The organism is Pseudomonas sp. NPDC087697 (assembly GCF_044743155.1).
In the GTDB taxonomy this organism is placed as follows: domain Bacteria; phylum Pseudomonadota; class Gammaproteobacteria; order Pseudomonadales; family Pseudomonadaceae; genus Aquipseudomonas.
In genome coordinates this window covers 17028-39152 of record NZ_JBIUVW010000053.1, presented here as the reverse complement: position 1 = coordinate 39152, position 22125 = coordinate 17028, and the positions used below count along the sequence as shown (strand labels likewise).

General features: G+C 59.5%; 19 protein-coding genes and 1 pseudogene. 17 read left to right on the top strand and 3 right to left on the bottom strand.

The annotated features are described in order from the left end of the window. From ndhC to ACIPIN_RS25950, 15 genes and pseudogenes are all read left to right on the top strand, one after another. The coding region (gene ndhC, locus ACIPIN_RS26020; protein WP_401123806.1) for an NADH-quinone oxidoreductase subunit A at positions 1-206 on the top strand (206 nt) is incomplete at its 5' end. Between the two features lie 10 nt (positions 207-216). After that, positions 217-891 carry an NADH-quinone oxidoreductase subunit B family protein gene (locus ACIPIN_RS26015; RefSeq protein ID WP_071550701.1) on the top strand — a complete coding sequence of 225 codons (675 nt, stop codon included), beginning with the start codon at positions 217-219 and terminating at the stop codon, positions 889-891. Between the two features lie 73 nt (positions 892-964). Continuing rightward, positions 965-2749, top strand: a pseudogene (nuoC, locus tag ACIPIN_RS26010) (NADH-quinone oxidoreductase subunit C/D). 2 nt (positions 2750-2751) lie between these two features. Next, on the top strand, positions 2752-3249 hold the full coding sequence (nuoE, locus tag ACIPIN_RS26005; RefSeq protein ID WP_007940871.1) for an NADH-quinone oxidoreductase subunit NuoE: 498 nt from the start codon (positions 2752-2754) through the stop codon (positions 3247-3249). Then, positions 3246-4604: an NADH-quinone oxidoreductase subunit NuoF gene (gene nuoF, locus ACIPIN_RS26000; RefSeq protein ID WP_401123803.1), complete on the top strand. Its 1359-nt coding sequence runs from the start codon at positions 3246-3248 to the stop codon at positions 4602-4604. Before nuoE ends, nuoF begins: the two co-directional genes overlap by 4 nt. Positions 4605-4740: 136 nt before the next feature. Then, positions 4741-7455: an NADH-quinone oxidoreductase subunit NuoG gene (gene nuoG, locus ACIPIN_RS25995; RefSeq protein ID WP_401123801.1), complete on the top strand. Its 2715-nt coding sequence runs from the start codon at positions 4741-4743 to the stop codon at positions 7453-7455. Continuing rightward, positions 7452-8459: an NADH-quinone oxidoreductase subunit NuoH gene (gene nuoH, locus ACIPIN_RS25990; RefSeq protein ID WP_401123798.1), complete on the top strand. Its 1008-nt coding sequence runs from the start codon at positions 7452-7454 to the stop codon at positions 8457-8459. The genes nuoG and nuoH overlap by 4 nt, the downstream gene beginning before the upstream one ends. 12 nt (positions 8460-8471) lie before the next feature. Further along, positions 8472-9017, top strand: coding sequence for an NADH-quinone oxidoreductase subunit NuoI (gene nuoI, locus ACIPIN_RS25985; RefSeq protein WP_401123796.1), 546 nt, complete (start codon positions 8472-8474; stop codon positions 9015-9017). Between the two features lie 9 nt (positions 9018-9026). Beyond that, positions 9027-9527: an NADH-quinone oxidoreductase subunit J gene (nuoJ, locus tag ACIPIN_RS25980; protein WP_123425879.1), complete on the top strand. Its 501-nt coding sequence runs from the start codon at positions 9027-9029 to the stop codon at positions 9525-9527. A 4-nt stretch (positions 9528-9531) separates the two neighbouring features. Then, positions 9532-9840 (top strand): NADH-quinone oxidoreductase subunit NuoK, encoded by a 309-nt coding sequence (nuoK, locus tag ACIPIN_RS25975; protein WP_007905077.1) that lies wholly within the window; start codon positions 9532-9534, stop codon positions 9838-9840. Beyond that, entirely contained in the window at positions 9837-11690 is a 1854-nt protein-coding gene (nuoL, locus tag ACIPIN_RS25970) for an NADH-quinone oxidoreductase subunit L (protein WP_401123793.1), read from the top strand. The genes nuoK and nuoL overlap by 4 nt, the downstream gene beginning before the upstream one ends. A gap of 39 nt (positions 11691-11729) precedes the next feature. After that, positions 11730-13262: an NADH-quinone oxidoreductase subunit M gene (gene nuoM, locus ACIPIN_RS25965; RefSeq protein ID WP_401123790.1), complete on the top strand. Its 1533-nt coding sequence runs from the start codon at positions 11730-11732 to the stop codon at positions 13260-13262. Positions 13263-13269: 7 nt separating this feature from the next. Continuing rightward, the gene (gene nuoN, locus ACIPIN_RS25960) at positions 13270-14733 is read left to right on the top strand and encodes an NADH-quinone oxidoreductase subunit NuoN (RefSeq protein ID WP_401123787.1); all 1464 of its coding nucleotides are present in this window, start codon (positions 13270-13272) and stop codon (positions 14731-14733) included. Between the two features lie 327 nt (positions 14734-15060). Continuing rightward, on the top strand, positions 15061-15375 hold the full coding sequence (locus ACIPIN_RS25955) for a type II toxin-antitoxin system Phd/YefM family antitoxin (protein WP_401123809.1): 315 nt from the start codon (positions 15061-15063) through the stop codon (positions 15373-15375). Beyond that, positions 15372-15749, top strand: a complete 378-nt coding sequence (locus tag ACIPIN_RS25950) for a type II toxin-antitoxin system VapC family toxin (RefSeq protein ID WP_401123785.1) — start codon at positions 15372-15374, stop codon at positions 15747-15749. Before ACIPIN_RS25955 ends, ACIPIN_RS25950 begins: the two co-directional genes overlap by 4 nt. Before the next feature lie 81 nt (positions 15750-15830). Here the strand turns inward: ACIPIN_RS25950 and cysS are convergent, their stop codons facing one another. Further along, entirely contained in the window at positions 15831-17213 is a 1383-nt protein-coding gene (gene cysS / locus ACIPIN_RS25945) for a cysteine--tRNA ligase (protein ID WP_401123783.1), read from the bottom strand. A 20-nt stretch (positions 17214-17233) separates the two neighbouring features. Beyond that, positions 17234-18931, bottom strand: a complete 1698-nt coding sequence (locus ACIPIN_RS25940; protein ID WP_401123780.1) for a glutamine--tRNA ligase/YqeY domain fusion protein — start codon at positions 18929-18931, stop codon at positions 17234-17236. Between the two features lie 262 nt (positions 18932-19193). On the opposite strand from ACIPIN_RS25940, the gene ACIPIN_RS25935 reads away from it, so the two are divergent. After that, complete coding sequence (locus ACIPIN_RS25935; RefSeq protein WP_216741616.1) at positions 19194-19697, top strand: peptidylprolyl isomerase; 504 nt, start codon at positions 19194-19196, stop codon at positions 19695-19697. Further along, positions 19694-20446, top strand: a complete 753-nt coding sequence (lpxH, locus tag ACIPIN_RS25930) for a UDP-2,3-diacylglucosamine diphosphatase (RefSeq protein ID WP_401123777.1) — start codon at positions 19694-19696, stop codon at positions 20444-20446. Before ACIPIN_RS25935 ends, lpxH begins: the two co-directional genes overlap by 4 nt. 126 nt (positions 20447-20572) lie before the next feature. Here lpxH and ACIPIN_RS25925 read toward each other — a convergent pair whose 3' ends face one another. Further along, positions 20573-22102, bottom strand: coding sequence for a DHA2 family efflux MFS transporter permease subunit (locus ACIPIN_RS25925; RefSeq protein WP_401123774.1), 1530 nt, complete (start codon positions 22100-22102; stop codon positions 20573-20575). Between the last annotated feature and the right edge of the window lie 23 nt (positions 22103-22125).

Genomic DNA, 22125 nt, shown 5'->3' with positions numbered 1-22125 from the left:
CGACGCTTGTCGTGATCTTCGATATCGAAGCCCTATTTCTCTTTGCCTGGTCTGTGTCCGTCCGCGAAAGCGGCTGGACCGGATTCGTCGAAGCTCTCGTTTTCATAGCAATTCTGTTGGCAGGTCTTGTCTACCTATTTCGAGTAGGCGCCCTTGATTGGGCTCCGGCAGCTCGTCGTAAGCGGCAGGCGAAGCTGAAACAATGAGGCTTTGGCGATGCAATACAATCTCACCAGGATCGACCCGGATGCTCCTAACGAGCAGTACCCGATCGGCGAACGGGAAACCGTTTCCGATCCGTTAGAAGATCAAGTCCACAAAAACATTTTCATGGGCAAGCTCGAAGACGTGCTTAACGGCACGATCAACTGGGGGCGTAAGAACTCCCTGTGGCCGTATAACTTCGGTCTTTCGTGCTGCTACGTGGAAATGACTACCGCCTTCACGGCGCCCCACGACATCGCGCGCTTTGGCGCCGAGGTTATCCGGGCATCGCCGCGTCAGGCGGATTTCATGGTTATTGCCGGAACCTGCTTCATCAAGATGGCGCCGATCATTCAGCGTCTCTACGAGCAAATGCTCGAACCGAAGTGGGTTATCTCCATGGGTTCGTGCGCCAACTCCGGTGGCATGTACGACATCTACTCCGTCGTTCAAGGGGTGGACAAGTTCCTGCCCGTGGACGTCTACGTGCCTGGCTGCCCGCCCCGCCCTGAAGCTTTTCTGCAAGGCTTGATGCTGTTGCAGGAGTCGATTGGCCAGGAGCGTCGCCCACTTTCCTGGGTCGTTGGTGATCAAGGCGTTTACCGCGCCGAGATGCCATCGCAAAAGGAACAGCGCCGCGAACAGCGTATTCAGGTAACCAACCTGCGCAGCCCCGACGAAGTCTGATCCAGATCTGTTCCTGCAAAGAAACAAGAAACTGGCTTCATTCTTTACGTTGACCGAAAGCGATAAAAAAACCATGACTACAGGCAGTGCTCTGTACATCCCGCCTTACAAGGCAGACGACCAGGATGTGGTCGTCGAATTGAACAACCGCTTTGGCCCTGAGGCGTTCAGCGCCCAGGCCACCCGCACCGGCATGCCGGTGCTTTGGGTTGCCCGTGCCAAACTCGTCGAAGTCCTGACCTTCCTGCGCAACCTGCCCAAGCCGTACGTCATGCTCTATGACCTGCATGGCGTGGACGAGCGTCTGCGCACCAAGCGTCAAGGGCTGCCGAGCGGTGCCGACTTCACTGTGTTCTATCACTTGATGTCGCTCGAACGTAATAGTGACGTAATGATCAAGGTCGCCTTGTCCGAGAACGACCTCAGCTTGCCGACCGTCACCGGCATCTGGCCAAACGCCAACTGGTACGAGCGTGAAGTGTGGGACATGTATGGCATCGACTTTGCCGGCCACCCGCACCTGACCCGCATCATGATGCCACCGACCTGGGAAGGTCACCCGCTGCGCAAGGACTTCCCGGCCCGCGCCACCGAGTTCGACCCGTTCAGCCTGACGCTGGCCAAGCAACAGCTTGAGGAAGAAGCCGCGCGCTTCAAGCCTGAAGACTGGGGCATGAAGCGTTCCGGTCCGAACGAGGACTACATGTTCCTCAACTTGGGTCCCAACCACCCTTCGGCTCACGGTGCGTTCCGTATCATCCTGCAACTGGACGGCGAAGAGATCGTCGACTGCGTGCCGGACGTCGGCTACCACCACCGTGGTGCCGAGAAGATGGCCGAGCGTCAGTCCTGGCACAGTTTCATCCCGTACACCGACCGTATCGACTACCTCGGCGGCGTGATGAACAACCTGCCGTACGTGCTCTCGGTCGAGAAGCTGGCCGGCATCAAAGTGCCGGAGAAGGTCGACGTCATCCGCATCATGATGGCCGAGTTCTTCCGGATCACCAGCCACCTGCTGTTCCTGGGGACGTACATCCAGGACGTCGGCGCCATGACTCCGGTGTTCTTCACCTTTACCGACCGCCAGAAGGCGTACACGGTGATCGAAGCCATCACCGGTTTCCGTCTGCACCCGGCCTGGTACCGCATCGGTGGCGTCGCTCACGACCTGCCACGCGGCTGGCAAAAACTGGTCAAAGACTTCGTCGAGTGGATGCCAAAGCGTCTGGACGAATACCAGAAAGCCGCACTGGACAACAGCATCCTGCGTGGCCGGACCATCGGTGTCGCCGCCTACAACACCAAAGAGGCCCTGGAATGGGGCGTCACCGGTGCAGGCTTGCGTTCGACCGGTTGCGATTTCGACCTGCGTAAAGCCCGTCCATACTCCGGCTACGAGAACTTCGAATTCGAAGTACCGCTGGCCGCCAACGGCGATGCCTATGATCGTTGCATCGTGCGCGTCGAAGAAATGCGCCAGAGCATCAAGATCATCGACCAGTGCCTGCGCAACATGCCGGAAGGCCCGTACAAGGCGGATCACCCGCTGACCACGCCGCCACCAAAAGAGCGCACGCTGCAGCACATCGAGACCTTGATCACGCACTTCCTGCAAGTGTCGTTGGGCGATGTCATGCCGGCCAACGTTTGATTCAAGATTATCGAATCGACCAAGGGCATCAACAGTTATTACCTGACGAGCGATGGCGGCACCATGAGCTACCGCACCCGGATCCGCACCCCAAGCTTCCCGCATCTGCAACAGATCCCTTCGGTGATCAAAGGCAGCATGGTCGCGGACTTGATCGCGTACCTGGGTAGTATCGACTTCGTTATGGCCGACGTGGACCGCTAAGCATGAATAGCCCGCTTATCCAGACAGACCGTTTCGCCTTGAGCGAAACCGAGCGCTCGGCCATCGAGCACGAGCTGCATCACTACGAAGACCCGCGCGCGGCGTCGATCGAAGCCCTGAAGATCGTTCAGAAGGAACGTGGCTGGGTGCCTGACGGCGCGCTCTACGCCATCGGCGAAATCCTCGGCATCCCGGCCAGCGACGTTGAAGGCGTGGCGACGTTCTACAGCCAGATCTTCCGTCAGCCAGTGGGCCGTCACATCATTCGCGTCTGCGACAGCATGGTCTGCTACATCGGTGGCCACGAGTCGGTGGTCAGCGAAATCCAGAGCAAGCTGGGCATCGGCCTGGGTCAAACCACCGCCGACGGTCGTTTCACCCTGCTGCCGGTCTGCTGCCTCGGCAACTGCGACAAGGCGCCGGCGTTGATGATCGACGACGACACATTCGGTGATGTGCAGCCTGCTGGCGTTGCCAAATTGCTCGAGGGCTACGTATGACCCTGACTTCCTTCGGCCCTGCCAACCGCATCAAGCGCAGCGCAGAGACCCACCCGTTGACCTGGCGTCTGCGTGACGACGGCGAAGCAGTCTGGCTCGACGAGTACCAGGCCAAGAATGGCTACGCGGCAGCGCGTAAAGCGTTCGCCGATATGTCCCAGGACGATATCGTCCAGACCGTCAAGGACTCCGGCCTCAAGGGTCGCGGCGGCGCGGGCTTCCCCACTGGCGTGAAATGGGGCCTGATGCCCAAAGACGAATCCATCAACATCCGCTACCTGCTGTGCAATGCGGACGAGATGGAACCGAACACCTGGAAAGACCGCATGCTGATGGAGCAACTGCCCCATCTGCTGATCGAAGGTATGTTGATCAGTGCTCGCGCGCTGAAAACCTACCGTGGCTACATCTTCCTGCGTGGCGAATACACCACCGCCGCCAAGCACCTGAACCGTGCCGTGGAAGAAGCCAAGGCTGCGGGCCTGTTGGGCAAGAACATCCTGGGCAGCGGTTTCGATTTCGAACTGTTCGTCCACACCGGCGCCGGGCGTTACATCTGCGGTGAAGAAACCGCACTGATCAACTCCCTCGAAGGCCGCCGTGCCAACCCGCGCTCCAAGCCGCCCTTCCCTGCCGCCGTAGGCGTCTGGGGCAAGCCGACCTGCGTGAACAACGTAGAAACCCTGTGCAACGTTCCGGCGATCATTGCCGACGGCGTGGACTGGTACAAATCGTTGGCACGCGAAGGCAGTGAAGACATGGGCACCAAGCTCATGGGCTTCTCCGGCAAGGTCAAGAACCCGGGCCTGTGGGAATTGCCGTTCGGCGTCCCTGCGCGCGAGCTGTTCGAAGACTACGCCGGTGGCATGCGCGACGGTTACAAGCTCAAGTGCTGGCAGCCAGGCGGCGCTGGTACCGGCTTCCTGTTGCCGGAACACCTGGACGCACAAATGTACGCCGGCGGCATCGCCAAAGTGGGCACCCGTATGGGTACCGGCCTGGCCATGGCGGTGGACGACAGCGTCAACATGGTGTCCCTGCTGCGCAACATGGAAGAGTTCTTCTCCCGTGAGTCGTGCGGTTTCTGCACCCCGTGCCGTGACGGTTTGCCATGGAGCGTCAAGCTCCTGCGCGCCATCGAGAACGGTGAAGGGCAAGCCGGCGACATCGAGACCCTGCTGGGTCTGGTTGGCTTTCTCGGCCCAGGCAAGACCTTCTGTGCTCACGCACCGGGCGCCGTGGAGCCATTGGGCAGCGCAATCAAATACTTCCGTCCGGAGTTTGAAGCCGGCATCGCGCCTACTACCCGCGTCGCCGTCCCGCCTCTGGCAAAGCCGATTCTGGTCGGCGCTTAACGCTTTAAAAAGGCGAACGGTCCGTGCCGTTCGCCTTTCGTCCGATGACGCCTTTTCAGGCTGTTTGGATTTGGACGGATAACAAGATTCCATTAGCCACGCCCGCTGACACCGGGCCAACGAAGAACTTTGAACCATGGCCACTATCCACGTAGACGGCAAAGAGCTCGAAGTCGATGGGGCAGACAACCTGTTACAGGCATGTCTGTCGCTAGGCCTCGATATCCCTTATTTCTGCTGGCACCCCGCCCTCGGCAGCGTTGGCGCTTGCCGCCAGTGCGCAGTCAAGCAGTACACCGACGAGAACGACAAGCGTGGTCGTATCGTCATGTCCTGCATGACCCCTGCGACCGACGGCAGCTGGATCTCCATCGATGACGAAGAAGCCAAAGTGTTTCGCGCCAGCGTCGTCGAATGGCTGATGACCAACCACCCGCACGACTGCCCGGTGTGCGAAGAAGGCGGTCACTGCCACCTGCAAGACATGACGGTAATGACCGGCCACAACGAGCGCCGTTACCGCTTCACCAAGCGTACCCACCAGAACCAGCAACTGGGCCCGTTCATTTCCCACGAAATGAACCGCTGCATCGCCTGCTATCGCTGCGTACGCTTCTATAAAGACTACGCCGGCGGTACTGACCTCGGTGTATTCGGCGCCCACGACAACGTGTACTTCGGTCGCGTTGAAGATGGCACCCTTGAAAGCGAGTTCTCCGGCAACCTCACCGAGGTCTGCCCGACCGGCGTGTTCACCGACAAGACTCACTCCGAGCGTTACAACCGTAAGTGGGACATGCAGTTCTCGCCGAGCATCTGCCATGGCTGCTCCAGCGGTTGCAACATCAGCCCGGGTGAGCGTTACGGCGAACTGCGTCGCATCGAAAACCGCTTCAACGGTTCGGTCAACCAGTACTTCCTGTGCGACCGTGGCCGTTTCGGCTATGGCTACGTCAACCGCGAAGATCGCCCGCGTCAGCCACTGCTGGCCAACGGCGCGAAGCTGAGCCTGGACGAAGCACTGGATAAAGCCGCCGACCTGCTGCGCGGTCGCAACATTGTGGGTATCGGTTCGCCGCGTGCCAGCCTTGAAAGCAACTACGCCCTGCGCGAACTGGTCGGTGCCGAACACTTCTACTCCGGTATCGAAGCTTCCGAGCTTGAGCGCATTCGTCTGGTCATGCAGGTGCTGAAAGACAGCCCGCTGCCAATCCCGAACATGCGCGACATCGAAGACCACGACGCGATTTTCGTCCTCGGCGAAGACCTGACCCAGACCGCTGCGCGCATGGCCCTGTCCCTGCGTCAATCGGTCAAAGGCAAGGCCGAAGACATGGCCGACGCCATGCGCGTTCAGCCTTGGCTCGACGCTGCGGTGAAAAACATCGGTCAGCACGCGCTGAACCCGCTGTTTATCGCAAGTCTGGCTGAAACCAAGCTCGACGACGTGGCTGAAGAATGCGTTCACGCCGCTCCAGACGACCTGGCACGTATCGGTTTCGCCGTGGCTCACGCCCTCGACGCCAGCGCCCCAGCCGTTGAAGGCCTGGACAGCGAAGCCCTCGAACTGGCTCAGCGCATCGCCAACGCCCTGCTCGCAGCCAAGCGCCCGCTGATCATCGCCGGCACTTCGCTGGGTTCCAAAGCGCTGATCGAGGCTGCTGCAAACATTGCGAAGGCCCTGAAGCTGCGCGAGAAGAACGGTTCCATCAGCCTGATCGTGCCAGAGGCCAACAGCCTCGGCCTGGCCATGCTCGGTGGCGAATCGGTGGACGCAGCCCTGCAAGCGGTGATCTCTGGTCGCGCCGACGCCATCGTGGTGCTGGAAAACGATCTGTACACCCGTACCGACAAAGCCAAGGTCGATGCTGCCCTGACCGCCGCTAAAGTGGTGATCGTCGCCGACCATCAGAAAACCGCCACCAGCGATCGCGCGCACCTGGTTCTGCCAGCCGCCAGCTTCGCTGAAGGCGACGGTACGCTGGTCAGCCAGGAAGGTCGCGCCCAGCGCTTCTTCCAGGTCTACGACCCGACTTACCTCGACGCGAGCATCCTGGTTCACGAAGGCTGGCGCTGGCTGCATGCCCTGCGCTCGACCTTGCTGAATCAGCCGATCGACTGGACCCAACTGGACCACGTCACCGCTGCCTGCGCTGCAAGCAATACGCAACTGGCCGGTATCGTCAACGCCGCGCCGTCTGCTTCGTTCCGGATCAAAGGCCTGAAACTGGCCCGCGAACCGCTGCGTTACAGCGGCCGGACCGCCATGCGCGCCGACATCAGCGTGCACGAGCCGCGCACTTCCCAGGACAACGACACTGCGTTCTCGTTCTCCATGGAAGGTTACTCGGGCTCCGTCGAACCGCGTCAGCAAGTGCCATTCGCCTGGTCGCCGGGCTGGAACTCGCCGCAAGCCTGGAACAAGTTCCAGGATGAAGTCGGTGGTCACCTGCGTGCCGGTGATCCGGGTGCTCGCCTGATCGAAAGCCAGGGTGATTCGTTGAACTGGTTCGCCAGTGTTCCGCGTGCGTTCAACCCGGCTCAAGGCACCTGGCAGGTTGTGCCGTTCTATCACCTGTTCGGCAGCGAAGAGAACTCTTCGAAAGCCGCGCCGGTCCAGGAACGCATTCCGGCCGCTTACGTGTCGCTGGCCAAGTCCGAAGCCGATCGTCTGGGCGTCAATGACGGTGCCATGCTGAGCTTGAACGTTGCCGGCCAGACCCTGCGTCTGCCGCTGCGCATCAACGAAGAGCTGGGCGCTGGTCTGGTGGCGTTGCCTGCGGGTATCGCCGGCATTCCGCCGGCAATCTTTGGCAAATCCGTTGACGGTCTGCAGGAGGCAGCTCAATGACCTTGTTCACTCCTGAAGTGATCGACATCATCATCGCGGCCCTCAAGGCCATCGTGATTCTGTTGGCCGTGGTGGTGTGCGGCGCGCTGTTGAGCTGGGTCGAGCGTCGTTTGCTCGCCCTCTGGCAGGACCGTTACGGTCCGAACCGCGTCGGCCCGTTCGGCGCGTTCCAGATTGCTGCCGACATGATCAAGATGTTCTTCAAGGAAGACTGGACGCCGCCGTTTGCCGACAAGGTGATCTTCACCCTGGCGCCGGTCGTGGCCATGAGCGCCTTGCTGATTGCCTTCGCGATCATCCCGATCACCCCGACCTGGGGTGTCGCGGACCTGAACATCGGCATCCTGTTCTTCTTCGCCATGGCTGGTCTGTCGGTCTATGCGGTGTTGTTCGCCGGCTGGTCGAGTAACAACAAGTTCGCCCTGTTGGGCAGCTTGCGGGCCTCGGCACAAACCGTGTCGTACGAAGTGTTCATGGGCCTGTCGTTGATGGGCATCGTGATCCAGGTCGGCTCGTTCAACATGCGCGACATCGTTGATTACCAGGCCCAGCACCTGTGGTTCATCATTCCGCAGATCTTCGGTTTCCTGACCTTCTTCATTGCTGGCGTCGCCGTGACTCACCGTCACCCGTTCGACCAGCCGGAAGCGGAGCAGGAACTGGCCGACGGTTACCACATTGAATACGCCGGCATGAAATGGGGCATGTTCTTCGTCGGCGAGTACATCGGCATCGTGTTGATTTCGGCGCTGCTGGTAACCTTGTTCTTCGGTGGCTGGCACGGTCCGTTCGGCATTCTGCCGCAGATCCCGTTCATCTGGTTCGCACTGAAAACCGCGTTCTTCATCATGTTCTTCATCCTGCTGCGCGCCTCGATTCCGCGCCCACGGTATGACCAAGTGATGGACTTCAGCTGGAAGTTCTGCCTGCCGCTGACCCTCGTCAACATGCTGGTGACCGCTGCGATCGTGTTGCTCAACACGCCCGCCATCGCGGCTCAGTGAGGATAGACAATCATGAAGTATATTTTTGACATCGTGCATGGCTTCTTCACCCAGCTTCGCAGCCTGGTGATGATTTTCAGCCATGCCTTCCGCAAGCGCGACACGCTGCAATATCCGGAAGAGGCGGTGTACCTGCCGCCGCGCTTTCGTGGACGTATCGTCCTGACCCGCGACCCCGACGGTGAAGAGCGTTGTGTAGCCTGCAACCTGTGCGCCGTGGCGTGCCCGGTCGGTTGCATCTCGCTGCAGAAAGCCGAAACCGAAGACGGCCGCTGGTACCCGGAATTTTTCCGTATCAACTTCTCGCGCTGCATTTTCTGCGGCCTCTGCGAGGAAGCCTGCCCGACCACCGCGATCCAGCTGACACCGGATTTCGAAATGGCCGAGTTCAAACGTCAGGACCTGGTTTACGAAAAAGAAGATCTTTTGATCTCCGGCCCCGGCAAAAACCCTGACTACAACTTCTATCGTGTTGCAGGTATGGCCATTGCCGGTAAGCCGAAAGGCGCCGCGCAGAATGAAGCCGAACCGATCAACGTGAAGAGCTTGCTGCCTTAAGGAAGAAAGATGGAATTCGCTTTCTATTTCGCGTCAGGAGTTGCCGTTGTGTCCACGCTTCGCGTGATCACCAACACCAACCCAGTGCACGCCCTGCTCTACCTGATTATTTCGCTGCTCGCCGTGGCGATGACCTTTTTCAGCCTCGGTGCTCCATTCGCCGGTGTTCTGGAAGTGATCGCCTACGCCGGCGCCATCATGGTGCTGTTCGTGTTCGTGGTGATGATGCTGAACCTGGGCCCTGCCTCGATTCAGCAAGAACGCGTCTGGCTCAAACCCGGCATCTGGGCAGGTCCGGTTGTTCTGGCTGCGCTGCTGCTGGCTGAACTGCTGTACGTACTGTTCAGTCATTCCAGCGGCACCGGCCTCGGCCACACCACCGTAGACGCCAAGGCCGTGGGCATCAGCCTGTTCGGTCCTTATCTGCTGGTGGTCGAACTCGCCTCGATGCTGCTGCTCGCCGCAGCTGTCACGGCGTTCCACCTGGGCCGCAACGAGGCGAAGGAGTAACTTTATGCCTGCTATCCCTCTCGAGCATGGCCTGGCAGTTGCCGGCATCCTGTTCTGCCTCGGTCTGGTCGGCCTGATGGTCCGCCGCAACATTCTCTTCGTGCTGATGAGCCTGGAGGTCATGATGAATGCCTCCGCACTGGCTTTCATCGTTGCCGGTAGCCGCTGGGGCCAACCAGATGGACAGATCATGTTCATCCTGGTGATCAGCCTGGCAGCCGCCGAGGCCAGTATTGGCCTGGCGATTCTGTTGCAGCTGTATCGCCGCTTCCACACTCTCGATATCGACGCTGCCAGCGAGATGCGCGGATGAACCTTCTCTATCTGACTTTCGTATTCCCCCTGATCGGTTTCCTGCTGCTGTCGTTCTCACGCGGCCGCCTCTCGGAAAACCTCTCGGCGCTGATCGGCGTCGGCTCCATCGGCCTCTCGGCGATCGTTGCTGCTTATGTGATCTGGCAGTTCAACGTCGCGCCGCCTGAAGGCGGTCACGTCACCCAGGTGTTGTGGCAGTGGATGTCGGTGGGCGACTTCAAGCCAAACTTCGCCCTGTACCTGGATGGTCTGTCCGTGACCATGCTCGGTGTGGTCGTCGGTGTGGGCTTTTTGATCCACCTGTTCGCGTCCTGGTACATGCGCGGTGAAGACGGTTACTCGCGCTTCTTCGCCTACACCAACCTGTTTATCGCCAGCATGCTGTTCCTGGTGCTGGGCGATAACCTGTTGTTCCTGTACTTCGGTTGGGAAGGCGTGGGCCTGTGCAGCTACCTGTTGATCGGTTTCTACTACAGCAACCGCAACAATGGTAACGCCGCACTCAAAGCCTTCATCGTCACCCGTGTCGGCGACGTGTTCATGGCGATCGGCCTGTTCATCCTGTTCCAACAGTTGGGCACGCTGAACATTCAAGAGCTGCTGGTCAAAGCACCTGAGCACTTCAAGACCGGCGACTTCTGGATCGTCATGGCGACCCTGATGCTGCTGGGCGGCGCTGTCGGTAAATCCGCGCAACTGCCGCTGCAAACCTGGCTGGCGGATGCGATGGCCGGTCCTACCCCGGTTTCGGCACTGATCCACGCCGCGACCATGGTGACCGCTGGCGTGTACCTGATTGCCCGTACGCACGGTCTGTTTGCATTGGCGCCGGATATCCTGCACCTGGTCGGCATCGTCGGCGGCGTGACCCTGGTGCTCGCCGGTTTCGCAGCCCTGGTCCAAACCGACATCAAACGTATCCTCGCCTACTCGACCATGAGCCAGATCGGCTACATGTTCCTGGCGCTGGGCGTTGGTGCCTGGGAAGGCGCGATCTTCCACCTGATGACCCACGCGTTCTTCAAGGCGCTGCTGTTCCTTGCGTCCGGTTCGGTGATCGTTGCCTGCCACCACGAGCAGAACATCTTCAAGATGGGCGGTCTGTGGAAGAAACTGCCACTGGCCTACGCCAGCTTCATCGTCGGCGGCGCGGCCCTCGCGGCCCTGCCACTGGTGACCGCAGGTTTCTACTCGAAAGACGAAATCCTCTGGGAAGCCTTCGCCAGCGGCAACCACGGTCTGCTCTACGCAGGTCTGGTGGGTGCCTTCATGACGTCGCTGTACACCTTCCGCCTGATCTTCATCGCGTTCCATGGTGAAGTGAAGACCGAAGCCCACGCTGGCCACGGCATTGCGCACTGGTTGCCACTGTCGGTGCTGATCGTGCTGTCGACCGCCATTGGCGCGATGATCGTTCCGCCACTGCACGGTGTGCTGCCAGAAAGCGTTGGCCATGCCGGCGGCGAAGCCAAGCACAGCCTGGAAATCGCCTCGGGTGCTATCGCCCTGTCCGGTATCCTGCTGGCCGCGCTGCTGTTCCTCGGCAAGCGTCGCTTCGTGACCGCCATCGCCAACAGCGGCATCGGCCGTCTGCTCACAGCTTGGTGGTTCGCGGCCTGGGGCTTCGACTGGATCTACGACAAACTGTTCGTCAAGCCGTACCTTGCGATGAGCCACATGCTGCGCAAAGACCCGTTCGACCAAACCATCGGTTTGATCCCGCGTCTGGCCAAAGGGGGTCACAACTCCCTGAGCCGAACCGAAACAGGTCAACTGCGTTGGTACGCCGCCTCGATGGCTGCTGGTGCCGTGCTGGTTATCGGCGCTGTCGTGCTGGTAGCAGTCTGATATGAACCTTGCGAACTTGCGAAAGGAAACGAGCCCGTCATGATTCTGCCTTGGCTAATCCTGATCCCCTTCATCGGCGGCCTGCTGTGCTGGATGGGTGAGCGCTTCGGCGCTACCCTCCCCCGCTGGATTGCGCTGTTGACCATGACCCTGGAACTCGCTCTCGGCCTCTGGCTGTGGGCCCATGGTAACTATTCATTTGCACCGGCACCTGGCGCCGATCCGACCTGGGCGCTTGAGTTCAAGCATGTCTGGATCGAGCGTTTCGGCATCAACGTGCACCTGGCCCTCGACGGCCTGTCGCTGTTGATGATCATGCTGACCGGTCTGCTGGGTGTCCTCTCGGTACTCTGCTCGTGGAAAGAAATCCAGCGTCACGTTGGCTTCTTCCACCTGAACCTGATGTGGATCCTGGGCGGTGTCGTCGGCGTGTTCCTGGCCCTCGACCTGTTCATGTTCTTCTTCTTCTGGGAAATGATGCTGGTGCCGATGTACTTCCTCATCGCGCTCTGGGGTCACAGTTCTTCGGACGGCAAGAAAACCCGGATCTACGCGGCGACCAAGTTCTTCATCTTCACTCAGGCCAGCGGCCTGATCATGTTGGTGGCGATCCTGGGTCTGGTCCTGGTCAACTTCAACAGCACGGGCGTGATTACCTTCAACTACGCCGACCTGTTGAAAACCAAGATGTCGCTGACCACCGAGTACGTTCTGATGCTCGGCTTCTTCATCGCCTTCGCGGTCAAGCTGCCCGTGGTGCCGTTCCACTCCTGGTTGCCGGATGCTCACGCACAGGCACCGACCGCAGGTTCCGTTGACCTGGCCGGTATTCTGCTGAAGACCGCGGCTTATGGTCTGCTGCGTTTCGCCCTGCCACTGTTCCCGAATGCGTCGGCCGAGTTCGCGCCGTTCGCCATGGCCCTGGGTCTGGTCGGGATCTTCTACGGTGCGTTCCTGGCCTTCGCCCAGACCGACATCAAGCGCCTGGTCGCGTACTCCAGCGTTTCGCACATGGGTTTCGTGCTGATCGGCATCTACTCCGGCAGCCAGCTGGCCTTGCAAGGCGCGGTGATCCAGATGTTGGCGCACGGCCTGTCGGCCGCCGCACTCTTTATCCTGAGTGGCCAGCTCTACGAGCGTACCCACACCCGCGACATGCGTGAAATGGGTGGCCTGTGGTCGAAGATCGCCTACCTGCCGGCCGTCAGCCTGTTCTTCGCTGCGGCCTCGCTGGGCTTGCCGGTGACCGGTAACTTCGTCGGTGAATTCCTGATCCTGATCGGCACCTTCGCCAGCGCGCCATGGGTCACCGTGATCGCGACCGCAGGCCTGGTGTTCGGTTCGGTCTACTCGCTGATCATGATTCACCGCTCCTACTTCGGTCCGTCCAAATCGGACGCCGTACTGCACGGTATGGATGCTCGCGAACTGATCATGGTGGTTGGACTGGCGGCACTGCTGATTTACATCGGCGTCTACCCGCAACCGTTCCTCGATACCTCTGCCGCGACGATGCATGGCGTGCAGCAATGGTTCGGTACCGCCTTCACTCAACTCGCTTCGGCCCGGTAAGAGCGCTATGGACTTTACGATTCAACACTTTATCGCGCTAGCGCCATTGTTGATCACCAGCGCCACGATCATCGTGGTGATGCTGGCGATCGCCTGGCGTCGCAACCACTCACAGACCTTCCTGCTGTCGGTAGCGGGTCTGAACCTGGCCTTGCTGTCGATCCTGCCAGCCCTGAAAGTCGCGCCTCTGGCCGTGACGCCATTGCTACAGATCGACAGCTTTGCCTGCCTGTACATGGCGCTGATCCTGGTTGCCACCCTCGCCTGCGTCACCCTCGCCCACGCCTACCTCGGAGATGGTGCTACGGGTTACCCGGGCAACCGCGAAGAACTGTACCTGCTGATCCTGATGGCCGCCGCCGGTGGCCTGGTTCTGGTCAGCGCGCAGCACCTGGCCGGTTTGTTCGTCGGTCTGGAACTGCTCTCGGTACCGGTCTACGGTCTGGTGGCGTATGCCTTCTTCAACAAGCGTTCACTGGAAGCCGGCATCAAGTACATGGTGCTGTCGGCAGCCGGTTCCGCGTTCCTGTTGTTCGGTATGGCCCTGCTCTACGCCGAAGCCGGCACCCTGAGCTTCAGCGGCATCGGTCAGGCCCTTGCGGCCACCGGCCTGCCAAGCCCGCTGGCGCAACTGGGTCTGGGCATGATGCTGATCGGTCTGGCGTTCAAGCTGTCGCTGGTACCGTTCCACCTCTGGACTCCGGACGTCTACGAAGGTGCTCCGGCACCGGTTGCAGCGTTCCTGGCCACTGCATCGAAAGTCGCTGTGTTCGCGGTCATGGTGCGTCTGTTCCAGATCTCGCCAGTGGCCAACAGCGGTGTGTTGAGCACCGTGCTGACCGTGATCGCGATTGCCTCGATCCTGTTCGGTAACCTGTTGGCACTGACCCAGAGCAACCTCAAGCGTCTGCTGGGTTACTCGTCCATCGCGCATTTCGGTTACCTGTTGATCGCCCTGGTGGCGAGCAAGGGTCTGGCGATGGAAGCCATCGGCGTGTACCTGGTCACCTATGTGATCACCAGCCTCGGCGCTTTCGGCGTGATCACCCTGATGTCTTCGCCTTACAAAGGTCGTGACGCAGACGCGCTGTACGAATACCGCGGCCTGTTCTGGCGCCGTCCGTACCTGACCGCTGTACTGACCGTGATGATGCTGTCCCTGGCCGGCATCCCGCTGACCGCAGGCTTTATCGGCAAGTTCTACATCATCGCAACCGGCGTCGAATCTCACCAATGGTGGCTGGTCGCTTCCCTGGTACTGGGCAGCGCCATCGGCGTCTTCTACTACCTGCGCGTCATGGTCACCCTGTACCTGATCGAGCCAAACCTGCGTCGCGTCGACGCCCAGCTGCACTGGGAACAAAAGGCAGGCGGCGTGATGCTGCTGGCCATCGCAGTGCTGGCGTTCTTCCTCGGCCTGTACCCACAGCCGCTGCTGATACTGGTTCAGCAGACTGGCCTGGCGGGTTGATCGCTTAAGCAATACGCAGCAGAAAAACAGAAACGGCACCTTCGGGTGCCGTTTTTGCGTTTGGGGGATGCTGCTCTCCCCTTTCTCAGAATGTGCCTGCGAAGAGACCGGTAGCGGCTGACATTCGGCTGATGCTACTGAGCGCTAAGGTGAGTTACGGGTAATCAGGAGCATTCAATGAAACGAGATATTTTTTCAGAGAGGGTCGAAGGTATTGAATTCCTGGCGAGTGAGCGACAACGCAACATTCCGGTAAGGGGAGTTTCTGAGACTCCATCGGGTTCAAAAACATCCAGACCTTTCACCGCTAACTCGACACATGACAACTTGACCTATTGTCCGCTCACCTTTGCCTACCCAAAAAATTCTGGCTATATTTGTCCAGAATATTGGAGGGGCATCATGATCATCGTTCCGTTAGGCGAAGCAAAAAACAATTTGTCCAAACTGGTCGATGACGCTGCTTCCGGACAGATCATCACTATCGCTAAACACGGTCGAGCCCTTGCCCGCCTTGTGCCCGTGGGAAAACCCTCAGGGCGGCGCATCGGAGCGATGAAAGGCAAACTGACCCTGCCTGAAGACTTTGATGCGCCACTGCCGGACGAGATGCTGGACGCATTTGAAGGGACTCAGGGATGAGGGTCTTACTCGATACACATATTCTGCTTTGGACTCTCAGTGATGACCCAAAGCTATCCGGCAAAGCCAGAAAACTCATTGAGAACGCCGCCGACATTTACATCAGCGCAGCTACTTTCTGGGAGATGGCAATCAAGGTCGGGCTGGGAAAGCTAAGCGTTGATTTGGAAGAAATTCGAGAATACTGCCTGGAAAGCGGTTTCATAGAGTTGCCCATCACTTCAGAACACGCCATTGCGGTGAAAGACCTCGAACATCACCATCGCGACCCGTTCGACCGCCTTATTGTTGCAACTGCAATCACAGAACCAATGAAGCTACTCACCGCCGACCCTTTAGTCGCCAAATACACATCACTCGCTATTTTGGTTTAACCCGTTCTATCTCGACAAAGATTACTTCGATCAAACAAAAACCCGCACTAGGCGGGTTTTGTTTTTAGCTCAAGCAAGCGATCAGTCAGCCAGGCGCCACGTCGTGCCGCCCTTGCCGTCTTCCAGCACCACGCCCATGGCGGTGAGCTGGTCGCGGATGCGGTCCGACTCGGCCCAGTCCTTGTTGGCACGGGCTGTCAGGCGCGCCTGAATCAGCGCATCGACTTCTGCAGCATCGACCCGGCCTTCAGCGCCGGCTTGCAGGAAGTCATCGGCTTCGAGCTGCAACACGCCGAGCACGCTGGCCAGTTCTTTCAGACGTGCCGCCAGACCTGCCGCCGCATTAAGATCGCTCTCACGCAGACGGTTGATCTCGCGCACCATCTCGAACAGCACCGCGCAGGCTTCCGGCGTACCGAAGTCGTCGTTCATCACCTGGGTGAAACGCTCGACAAAGGTTTCGCCACCGGCGGCCGGAACCGTCGGCAGACCTTTCAACGCGTGATAGAAACGCTCCAGAGCGCCTTTGGCGTCCTTGAGGTTGTCTTCCGAGTAGTTGATCGCGCTGCGGTAATGGCTCGACACCAGCAAGTAACGCACGACTTCCGGGTGGTACTTGTCGAGCACGTCGCGAATGGTGAAGAAGTTGTTCAGGGACTTGGACATCTTCTCGCCATTGATGCGAATCATCCCGCAGTGCATCCACGCGTTGGCGTAGGTCTTGCCGGTAGCCGCTTCGCTCTGGGCGATTTCGTTTTCGTGGTGCGGGAACTCCAGGTCGCTGCCGCCGCCATGAATATCGAAGGTCTCACCGAGGCAGCAGGTCGACATCACCGAGCACTCGATGTGCCAGCCCGGACGCCCGGCGCCCCACGGCGATTCCCAGCTCGGCTCGCCCGGTTTGGCGGCTTTCCACAGCACGAAGTCCAGCGGGTCCTGTTTCGACTCGTCGACTTCGATCCGGGCGCCGATGCGCAGGTCTTCGATCTTCTTGCGCGACAGCTTGCCGTAACCCATGAACTTGGCGACGCGGTAGTACACGTCACCGTTACCCGGTGCGTAGGCGTAACCCTTGTCGATCAAGGTCTGGATCATTGCGTGCATGCCGGCGATGTGGCCGGTGGCGCGCGGTTCCATATCCGGCTTGAGGATGTTCAAGCGTGACTCGTCTTCGTGCATTGCCGCGATCATGCGCTCGGTCAACGCTTCGAACGACTCGCCGTTTTCACGGGCGCGGTTGATGATCTTGTCGTCGATGTCGGTGATGTTGCGCACGTAGGTCAGGTCATAACCGCTGAACCGCAACCAGCGGGTCACCAGGTCGAACGCGACCATGCTGCGGCCGTGACCCAGGTGGCAGTAGTCGTACACGGTCATCCCGCAGACGTACATGCGCACCTTGTTACCATCCAGCGGTTTGAAGACTTCTTTGCTCTTGGTGAGCGTGTTGTAGATCGTAAGCACGATTATTCCTTGGCGCTAAATCACTGGCCCCACGAATCACGCAGGGTCACGGTGCGGTTGAAGACCGGGTGACCGGGTTTCGAGTCCTTGATATCCGCGCAGAAGTAACCTTCGCGCTCGAACTGGAAACGGTCTTCCGGCTGTGCATTGCCCAACGAAGGCTCAGCACGACAACCGGTAAGCACCTGCAGCGAATCAGGGTTGATGTTGTCCAGGAAACCGGCGCTGTCTTCGGCCTTCTCAGGGTTCGGCGAACGGAACAGACGATCGTACAGACGCACTTCACACTCGACGCTGGCAGCGGCCGGCACCCAGTGAATAACGCCTTTGACCTTGCGGCCTTCAGGGTTCTTGCCCAGGGTGTCCGGATCGTAGGAGCAACGCAGTTCGACGATGTTGCCATCGGCGTCCTTGATCGCTTCGTCGGCGCGGATCACGTAGCTGCCGCGCAAACGCACTTCACCGGCTGGCTCCAGGCGCTTGTAGCCCTTCGGCGGCTCTTCCATGAAGTCTTCACGGTCGATGTAGATCTCACGGGCGAATGGCAGAACCCGTACGCCCATGTCTTCTTTCGGGTGGCATGCCAGTTCGAGGTTCTCGACCTGGCCTTCCGGGTAGTTGGTGATCACGACTTTCAGCGGACGCAGCACGCACATGGCGCGTGGCGCGCTATGGTCCAGGTCGTCACGGATGCTGAATTCGAGCATGCCGAAGTCGACTACGCCGTCGGAACGGTTGGTGCCGATCATTTCGCAGAAGTTGCGGATCGATTTCGGCGTGTAGCCACGGCGGCGGAAGCCCGACAGCGTGGACATGCGTGGGTCGTCCCAGCCATTGACGTGCTTTTCATCGACCAGTTGCTTGAGCTTGCGCTTGCTGGTGATGGTGTAGTTCAGGTTCAGACGCGAGAACTCGTACTGACGCGGGTGCGCCGGCACTGGCAGGTTGTCCAGGAACCAGTCGTACAGCGGACGATGGCCTTCGAACTCCAGGGTGCAAATCGAGTGGGTGATGCCTTCGATGGCGTCCGACTGACCGTGGGTGAAGTCGTAGTTCGGGTAGATGCACCACTTGTCACCGGTCTGGTGGTGGTGAGCATGACGGATGCGATACAGGATCGGGTCGCGCAGGTTCATGTTCGGCGACGCCATGTCGATCTTGGCGCGCAGTACACGCTCGCCATCCTTGAATTCACCGGCCTTCATGCGGGCGAACAGATCCAGGTTCTCTTCGACGCTACGGTCGCGGAACGGGCTGTTCTTGCCGGGCTCGGTCAGGCTGCCACGGTATTGCTTGGCTTGTTCAGGTGTCAGGTCGCAGACGTAGGCCTTGCCAGCCTTGATCAGCTCTACCGCCCACTCGTGCAACTGGTCGAAATACTGCGAGGCATAGCGCACTTCACCGGACCATTCGAAACCCAGCCACTTGACGTCGCTTTCGATGGCGTCGATGTATTCCTGGTCTTCCTTGGCCGGGTTGGTGTCGTCGAAACGCAGGTGCGTGACGCCACCGAACTCCTGGGCCAGACCGAAGTTCACACAGATCGACTTGGCGTGACCGATGTGCAGGTAGCCGTTGGGCTCAGGCGGGAAACGGGTGACGATCTGCGTGTGCTTACCCGAGTCCAGGTCCGCCTGGATGATCGGGCGCAGGAAATTGACCGGCACGGCAGGGCCAGTCTTGGAATTCGAGGTAGGGTCGACAGTGGGCTTGCTCATAGGATCCTTGAACGTACAAGTGCGTGGCCGGAACAAAGGCCTGACAAAACAAAGCCGCTATCATAGCCGATGCGGTCAAGCGCCTGACAGAGCAGGCCCTAAAACTGCTGCTTTTAATCCACCGGAAATGAAAAACAGCCTCGAAATTCGCGGCCATCACGCTAAACTGCGCACCTTGGCGTTTTTTTGCCAAACAGGTATGGGCTCGCACACGTCACGCGGCGCCCCGAAAGCCACGAATTCCTTGAATAGAGTAGCGATCATGACTCAAGTCAAACTGACCACCAACCACGGCGACATCGTCCTGGAACTGAACGCCGAGAAAGCCCCGATCACCGTGGCCAACTTCATCGAATACGTTAAAGCCGGCCACTACGAAAACACCGTTTTCCACCGTGTCATCGGCAACTTCATGATCCAGGGCGGCGGTTTCGAGCCAGGCATGAAGGAAAAGAAAGACAAGCGTCCAAGCATCCAGAACGAAGCTGACAACGGTCTTTCCAACGACAAGTACACCGTCGCCATGGCTCGCACCATGGAGCCGCATTCGGCTTCCGCACAGTTCTTCATCAACGTCGCCGACAACAGCTTCCTCAACCACAGCGGCAAGAACGCTCAGGGCTGGGGTTATGCCGTATTCGGTAAAGTGACCGCCGGTACTGACGTTGTCGACAAGATCAAAGGTGTTTCGACCACCATGAAATCCGGTCACCAGGACGTACCGGCAGACGACGTGATCATCGAGAAAGCCGAGATCATTGAGTGATATTGCTGATTTCAGATTTACATCTGGAAGAGGAGCGCCCGGACATTACCCGGGCGTTTCTGGATTTGCTCGCCACCCGCGCCCGCTCGGCGACCGCGCTGTACATTCTCGGCGATTTTTTCGAGGTGTGGATTGGCGACGACGCCATGACCCCCTTCCAACGCTCCATCTGCCAGGCCCTGCGGAACTTAAGCGACAGCGGCACGGCGATCTTTCTGATGCACGGCAATCGCGACTTCCTGCTGGGCAAGGCCTTCTGCAAAGCAGCCGGCTGCACCCTGCTCAAAGACCCGAGTGTCGTGCAGTTTTACGGTGAGCCGGTGCTTTTGATGCACGGCGACAGCCTGTGTACCCGTGACGAAAGCTATATGCGAATGCGCCGCTACCTGCGCAATCCCATCACCTTGTTCGTGCTGCGCCATCTGCCGTTGCGCACCCGCCACAAACTGGCGCGCAAGCTACGCAGCGAAAGCCGCGCGCAAACCCGGATGAAAGCCAACGACATCGTCGATGTAACCCCCGAGGAAATCCCGCGGATCATGCAGCAGTATGGCGTGAAAACCCTGATCCACGGCCACACCCACCGCCCCGCCATCCACAAACTGCAGATTGGCGAGCAAGCCGCCAAGCGCATTGTGCTGGGGGATTGGGATCGTCAGGGGTGGGCGTTGCAAGTGGATGAGCAGGGGTTTCAACTGGCGGCGTTTGATTTCGGGACACCGCCACAGCTGGCACTGCCCAGCACCTAACTGCCACACGAGATCCTTGTAGGAGCAAGGCTTGCCCGCGATGAGGTCAGCACATTCAACATTGATGTCGACTGACACTCCGTCATCGCGGGCAAGCCTTGCTCCTACAAGTGATCTACGGTGGGCTTAGTGTCCGGCCGCCTCCGGCCCCGCCTTCGCCGCAAACGGCGGTTTGGCCAGCCACACCAGCAGAATCAAGCCCATAAAGCCCCAGCCCAGCAACGTGAAGTAATCCACGGTGGAAAGCATGTAGGCCTGGCTGGTCAGCACGTGATCGAGCTGCGCATACGCTGGATTGCCCGCCCCGCCCAGAGTATTCAGCGTATCTCGGGTCACCGGATCGAAGGTGCTGAGGCTTTCGCTCAGGTAAGCGTGATGCTGATCGGCGCGACGGATCCAGATCCAGGTGGTCAGGGATGCCGCGAAACTACCGCCCAACGTCCGCAGGAACGTCGCCAGGCCCGCACCGTCGGCGATCTGATGCGGTGGCAGGTCCGACATCAGAATGCTCAGGGTCGGCATGAAGAACAGCGCCACACCAATCCCCATGAACAGCTGCACCAGCGCCACGTGCTGGAAGTCCACCTCATTGGTGAAACCGGCGCGCATGAAGCAGCTCAGGCCAATCGCCAGGAACGCCAACCCGGCCAACAACCGCAAATCGAACTTGTGCGCGTACTTGCCGACAAATGGCGACATCAGCACCGGTAGAATGCCGATTGGCGCCACCGCCAGTCCGGCCCAGGTCGCGGTGTAGCCCATCTGGGTTTGCAACCACTGCGGCAGAATCAGGTTGATGCCAAAGAACCCGGCATAACCGAAGACCAACACGATGGTGCCGATCCGGAAGTTGCGATGCGCGAACAGCCGCAGGTTGACCACCGGGTGCTTGTCGGTCATTTCCCAGATCACGAAAACGGCCAGCGCGATCGCTGAAATAGCCGCACCAATGATGATGAAATTCGACTCGAACCAGTCCAGGTCATTGCCCTTGTCGAGGATGATCTGCAACGCGCCGACGCCAATGATCAATGTGATCAGACCGACGTAATCCATGGGTTGGTAACTCGTCACCACCGGCCGCGCCTTGAGTTGCTGGCGCACGACCATTACCGCGAAAATCCCGATGGGCACGTTGATAAAGAAGATCCACGGCCAGCTGTAGCTGTCGGTAATCCAGCCGCCGAGGATGGGACCGGCAATCGGCGCCACCACCGTCACCATCGCCAGCAACGCCAGGGCCATGCCGCGCCTGGCCGGCGGATAGACCGCGATCAGCAGGGTCTGGGTCATCGGATACAAGGGACCTGCCACCAGGCCTTGAAGTACGCGAAAGCCGATCAGCTCCGGCATCGAGGTCGAGATCCCGCAGAGAAACGACGCCAGCACGAACAAAATCGTGGCCCAGAGAAACAGCTTCACTTCGCCAAAACGCCGGCTCAGCCAACCGGTCAACGGCAGCGCGATGGCGTTGCTCACGGCGAACGAAGTAATGACCCAGGTGCCCTGCTCCGAACTCACGCCCAGGTTGCCGGAAATAGTCGGCAAGGCCACGTTGGCGATGGTGGTGTCGAGCACCTGCATGAAGGTCGCCAGCGACAGGCCGATAGTGCTGAGCACCAGGCTGGGTGGCTTGAAAGACGCGTTATTGCTCATCGCGAATCCTTTGAAACGAGGCA

What these genes read in the sequence shown, in the direction of transcription:
- ACIPIN_RS26015 (WP_071550701.1), top strand. Translation starts at nt 217, where the DNA reads ATGCAATACAATCTCACCAGGATCGACCCGGATGCTCCTAACGAGCAG.
- nuoE (WP_007940871.1), top strand. Translation starts at nt 2,752, where the DNA reads ATGAATAGCCCGCTTATCCAGACAGACCGTTTCGCCTTGAGCGAAACC.
- nuoF (WP_401123803.1), top strand. Translation starts at nt 3,246, where the DNA reads ATGACCCTGACTTCCTTCGGCCCTGCCAACCGCATCAAGCGCAGCGCA.
- nuoG (WP_401123801.1), top strand. Translation starts at nt 4,741, where the DNA reads ATGGCCACTATCCACGTAGACGGCAAAGAGCTCGAAGTCGATGGGGCA.
- nuoH (WP_401123798.1), top strand. Translation starts at nt 7,452, where the DNA reads ATGACCTTGTTCACTCCTGAAGTGATCGACATCATCATCGCGGCCCTC.
- nuoI (WP_401123796.1), top strand. Translation starts at nt 8,472, where the DNA reads ATGAAGTATATTTTTGACATCGTGCATGGCTTCTTCACCCAGCTTCGC.
- nuoJ (WP_123425879.1), top strand. Translation starts at nt 9,027, where the DNA reads ATGGAATTCGCTTTCTATTTCGCGTCAGGAGTTGCCGTTGTGTCCACG.
- nuoK (WP_007905077.1), top strand. Translation starts at nt 9,532, where the DNA reads ATGCCTGCTATCCCTCTCGAGCATGGCCTGGCAGTTGCCGGCATCCTG.
- nuoL (WP_401123793.1), top strand. Translation starts at nt 9,837, where the DNA reads ATGAACCTTCTCTATCTGACTTTCGTATTCCCCCTGATCGGTTTCCTG.
- nuoM (WP_401123790.1), top strand. Translation starts at nt 11,730, where the DNA reads ATGATTCTGCCTTGGCTAATCCTGATCCCCTTCATCGGCGGCCTGCTG.
- nuoN (WP_401123787.1), top strand. Translation starts at nt 13,270, where the DNA reads ATGGACTTTACGATTCAACACTTTATCGCGCTAGCGCCATTGTTGATC.
- ACIPIN_RS25950 (WP_401123785.1), top strand. Translation starts at nt 15,372, where the DNA reads ATGAGGGTCTTACTCGATACACATATTCTGCTTTGGACTCTCAGTGAT.
- ACIPIN_RS25940 (WP_401123780.1), bottom strand. Translation starts at nt 18,931, where the DNA reads ATGAGCAAGCCCACTGTCGACCCTACCTCGAATTCCAAGACTGGCCCT.
- ACIPIN_RS25935 (WP_216741616.1), top strand. Translation starts at nt 19,194, where the DNA reads ATGACTCAAGTCAAACTGACCACCAACCACGGCGACATCGTCCTGGAA.
- ACIPIN_RS25925 (WP_401123774.1), bottom strand. Translation starts at nt 22,102, where the DNA reads ATGAGCAATAACGCGTCTTTCAAGCCACCCAGCCTGGTGCTCAGCACT.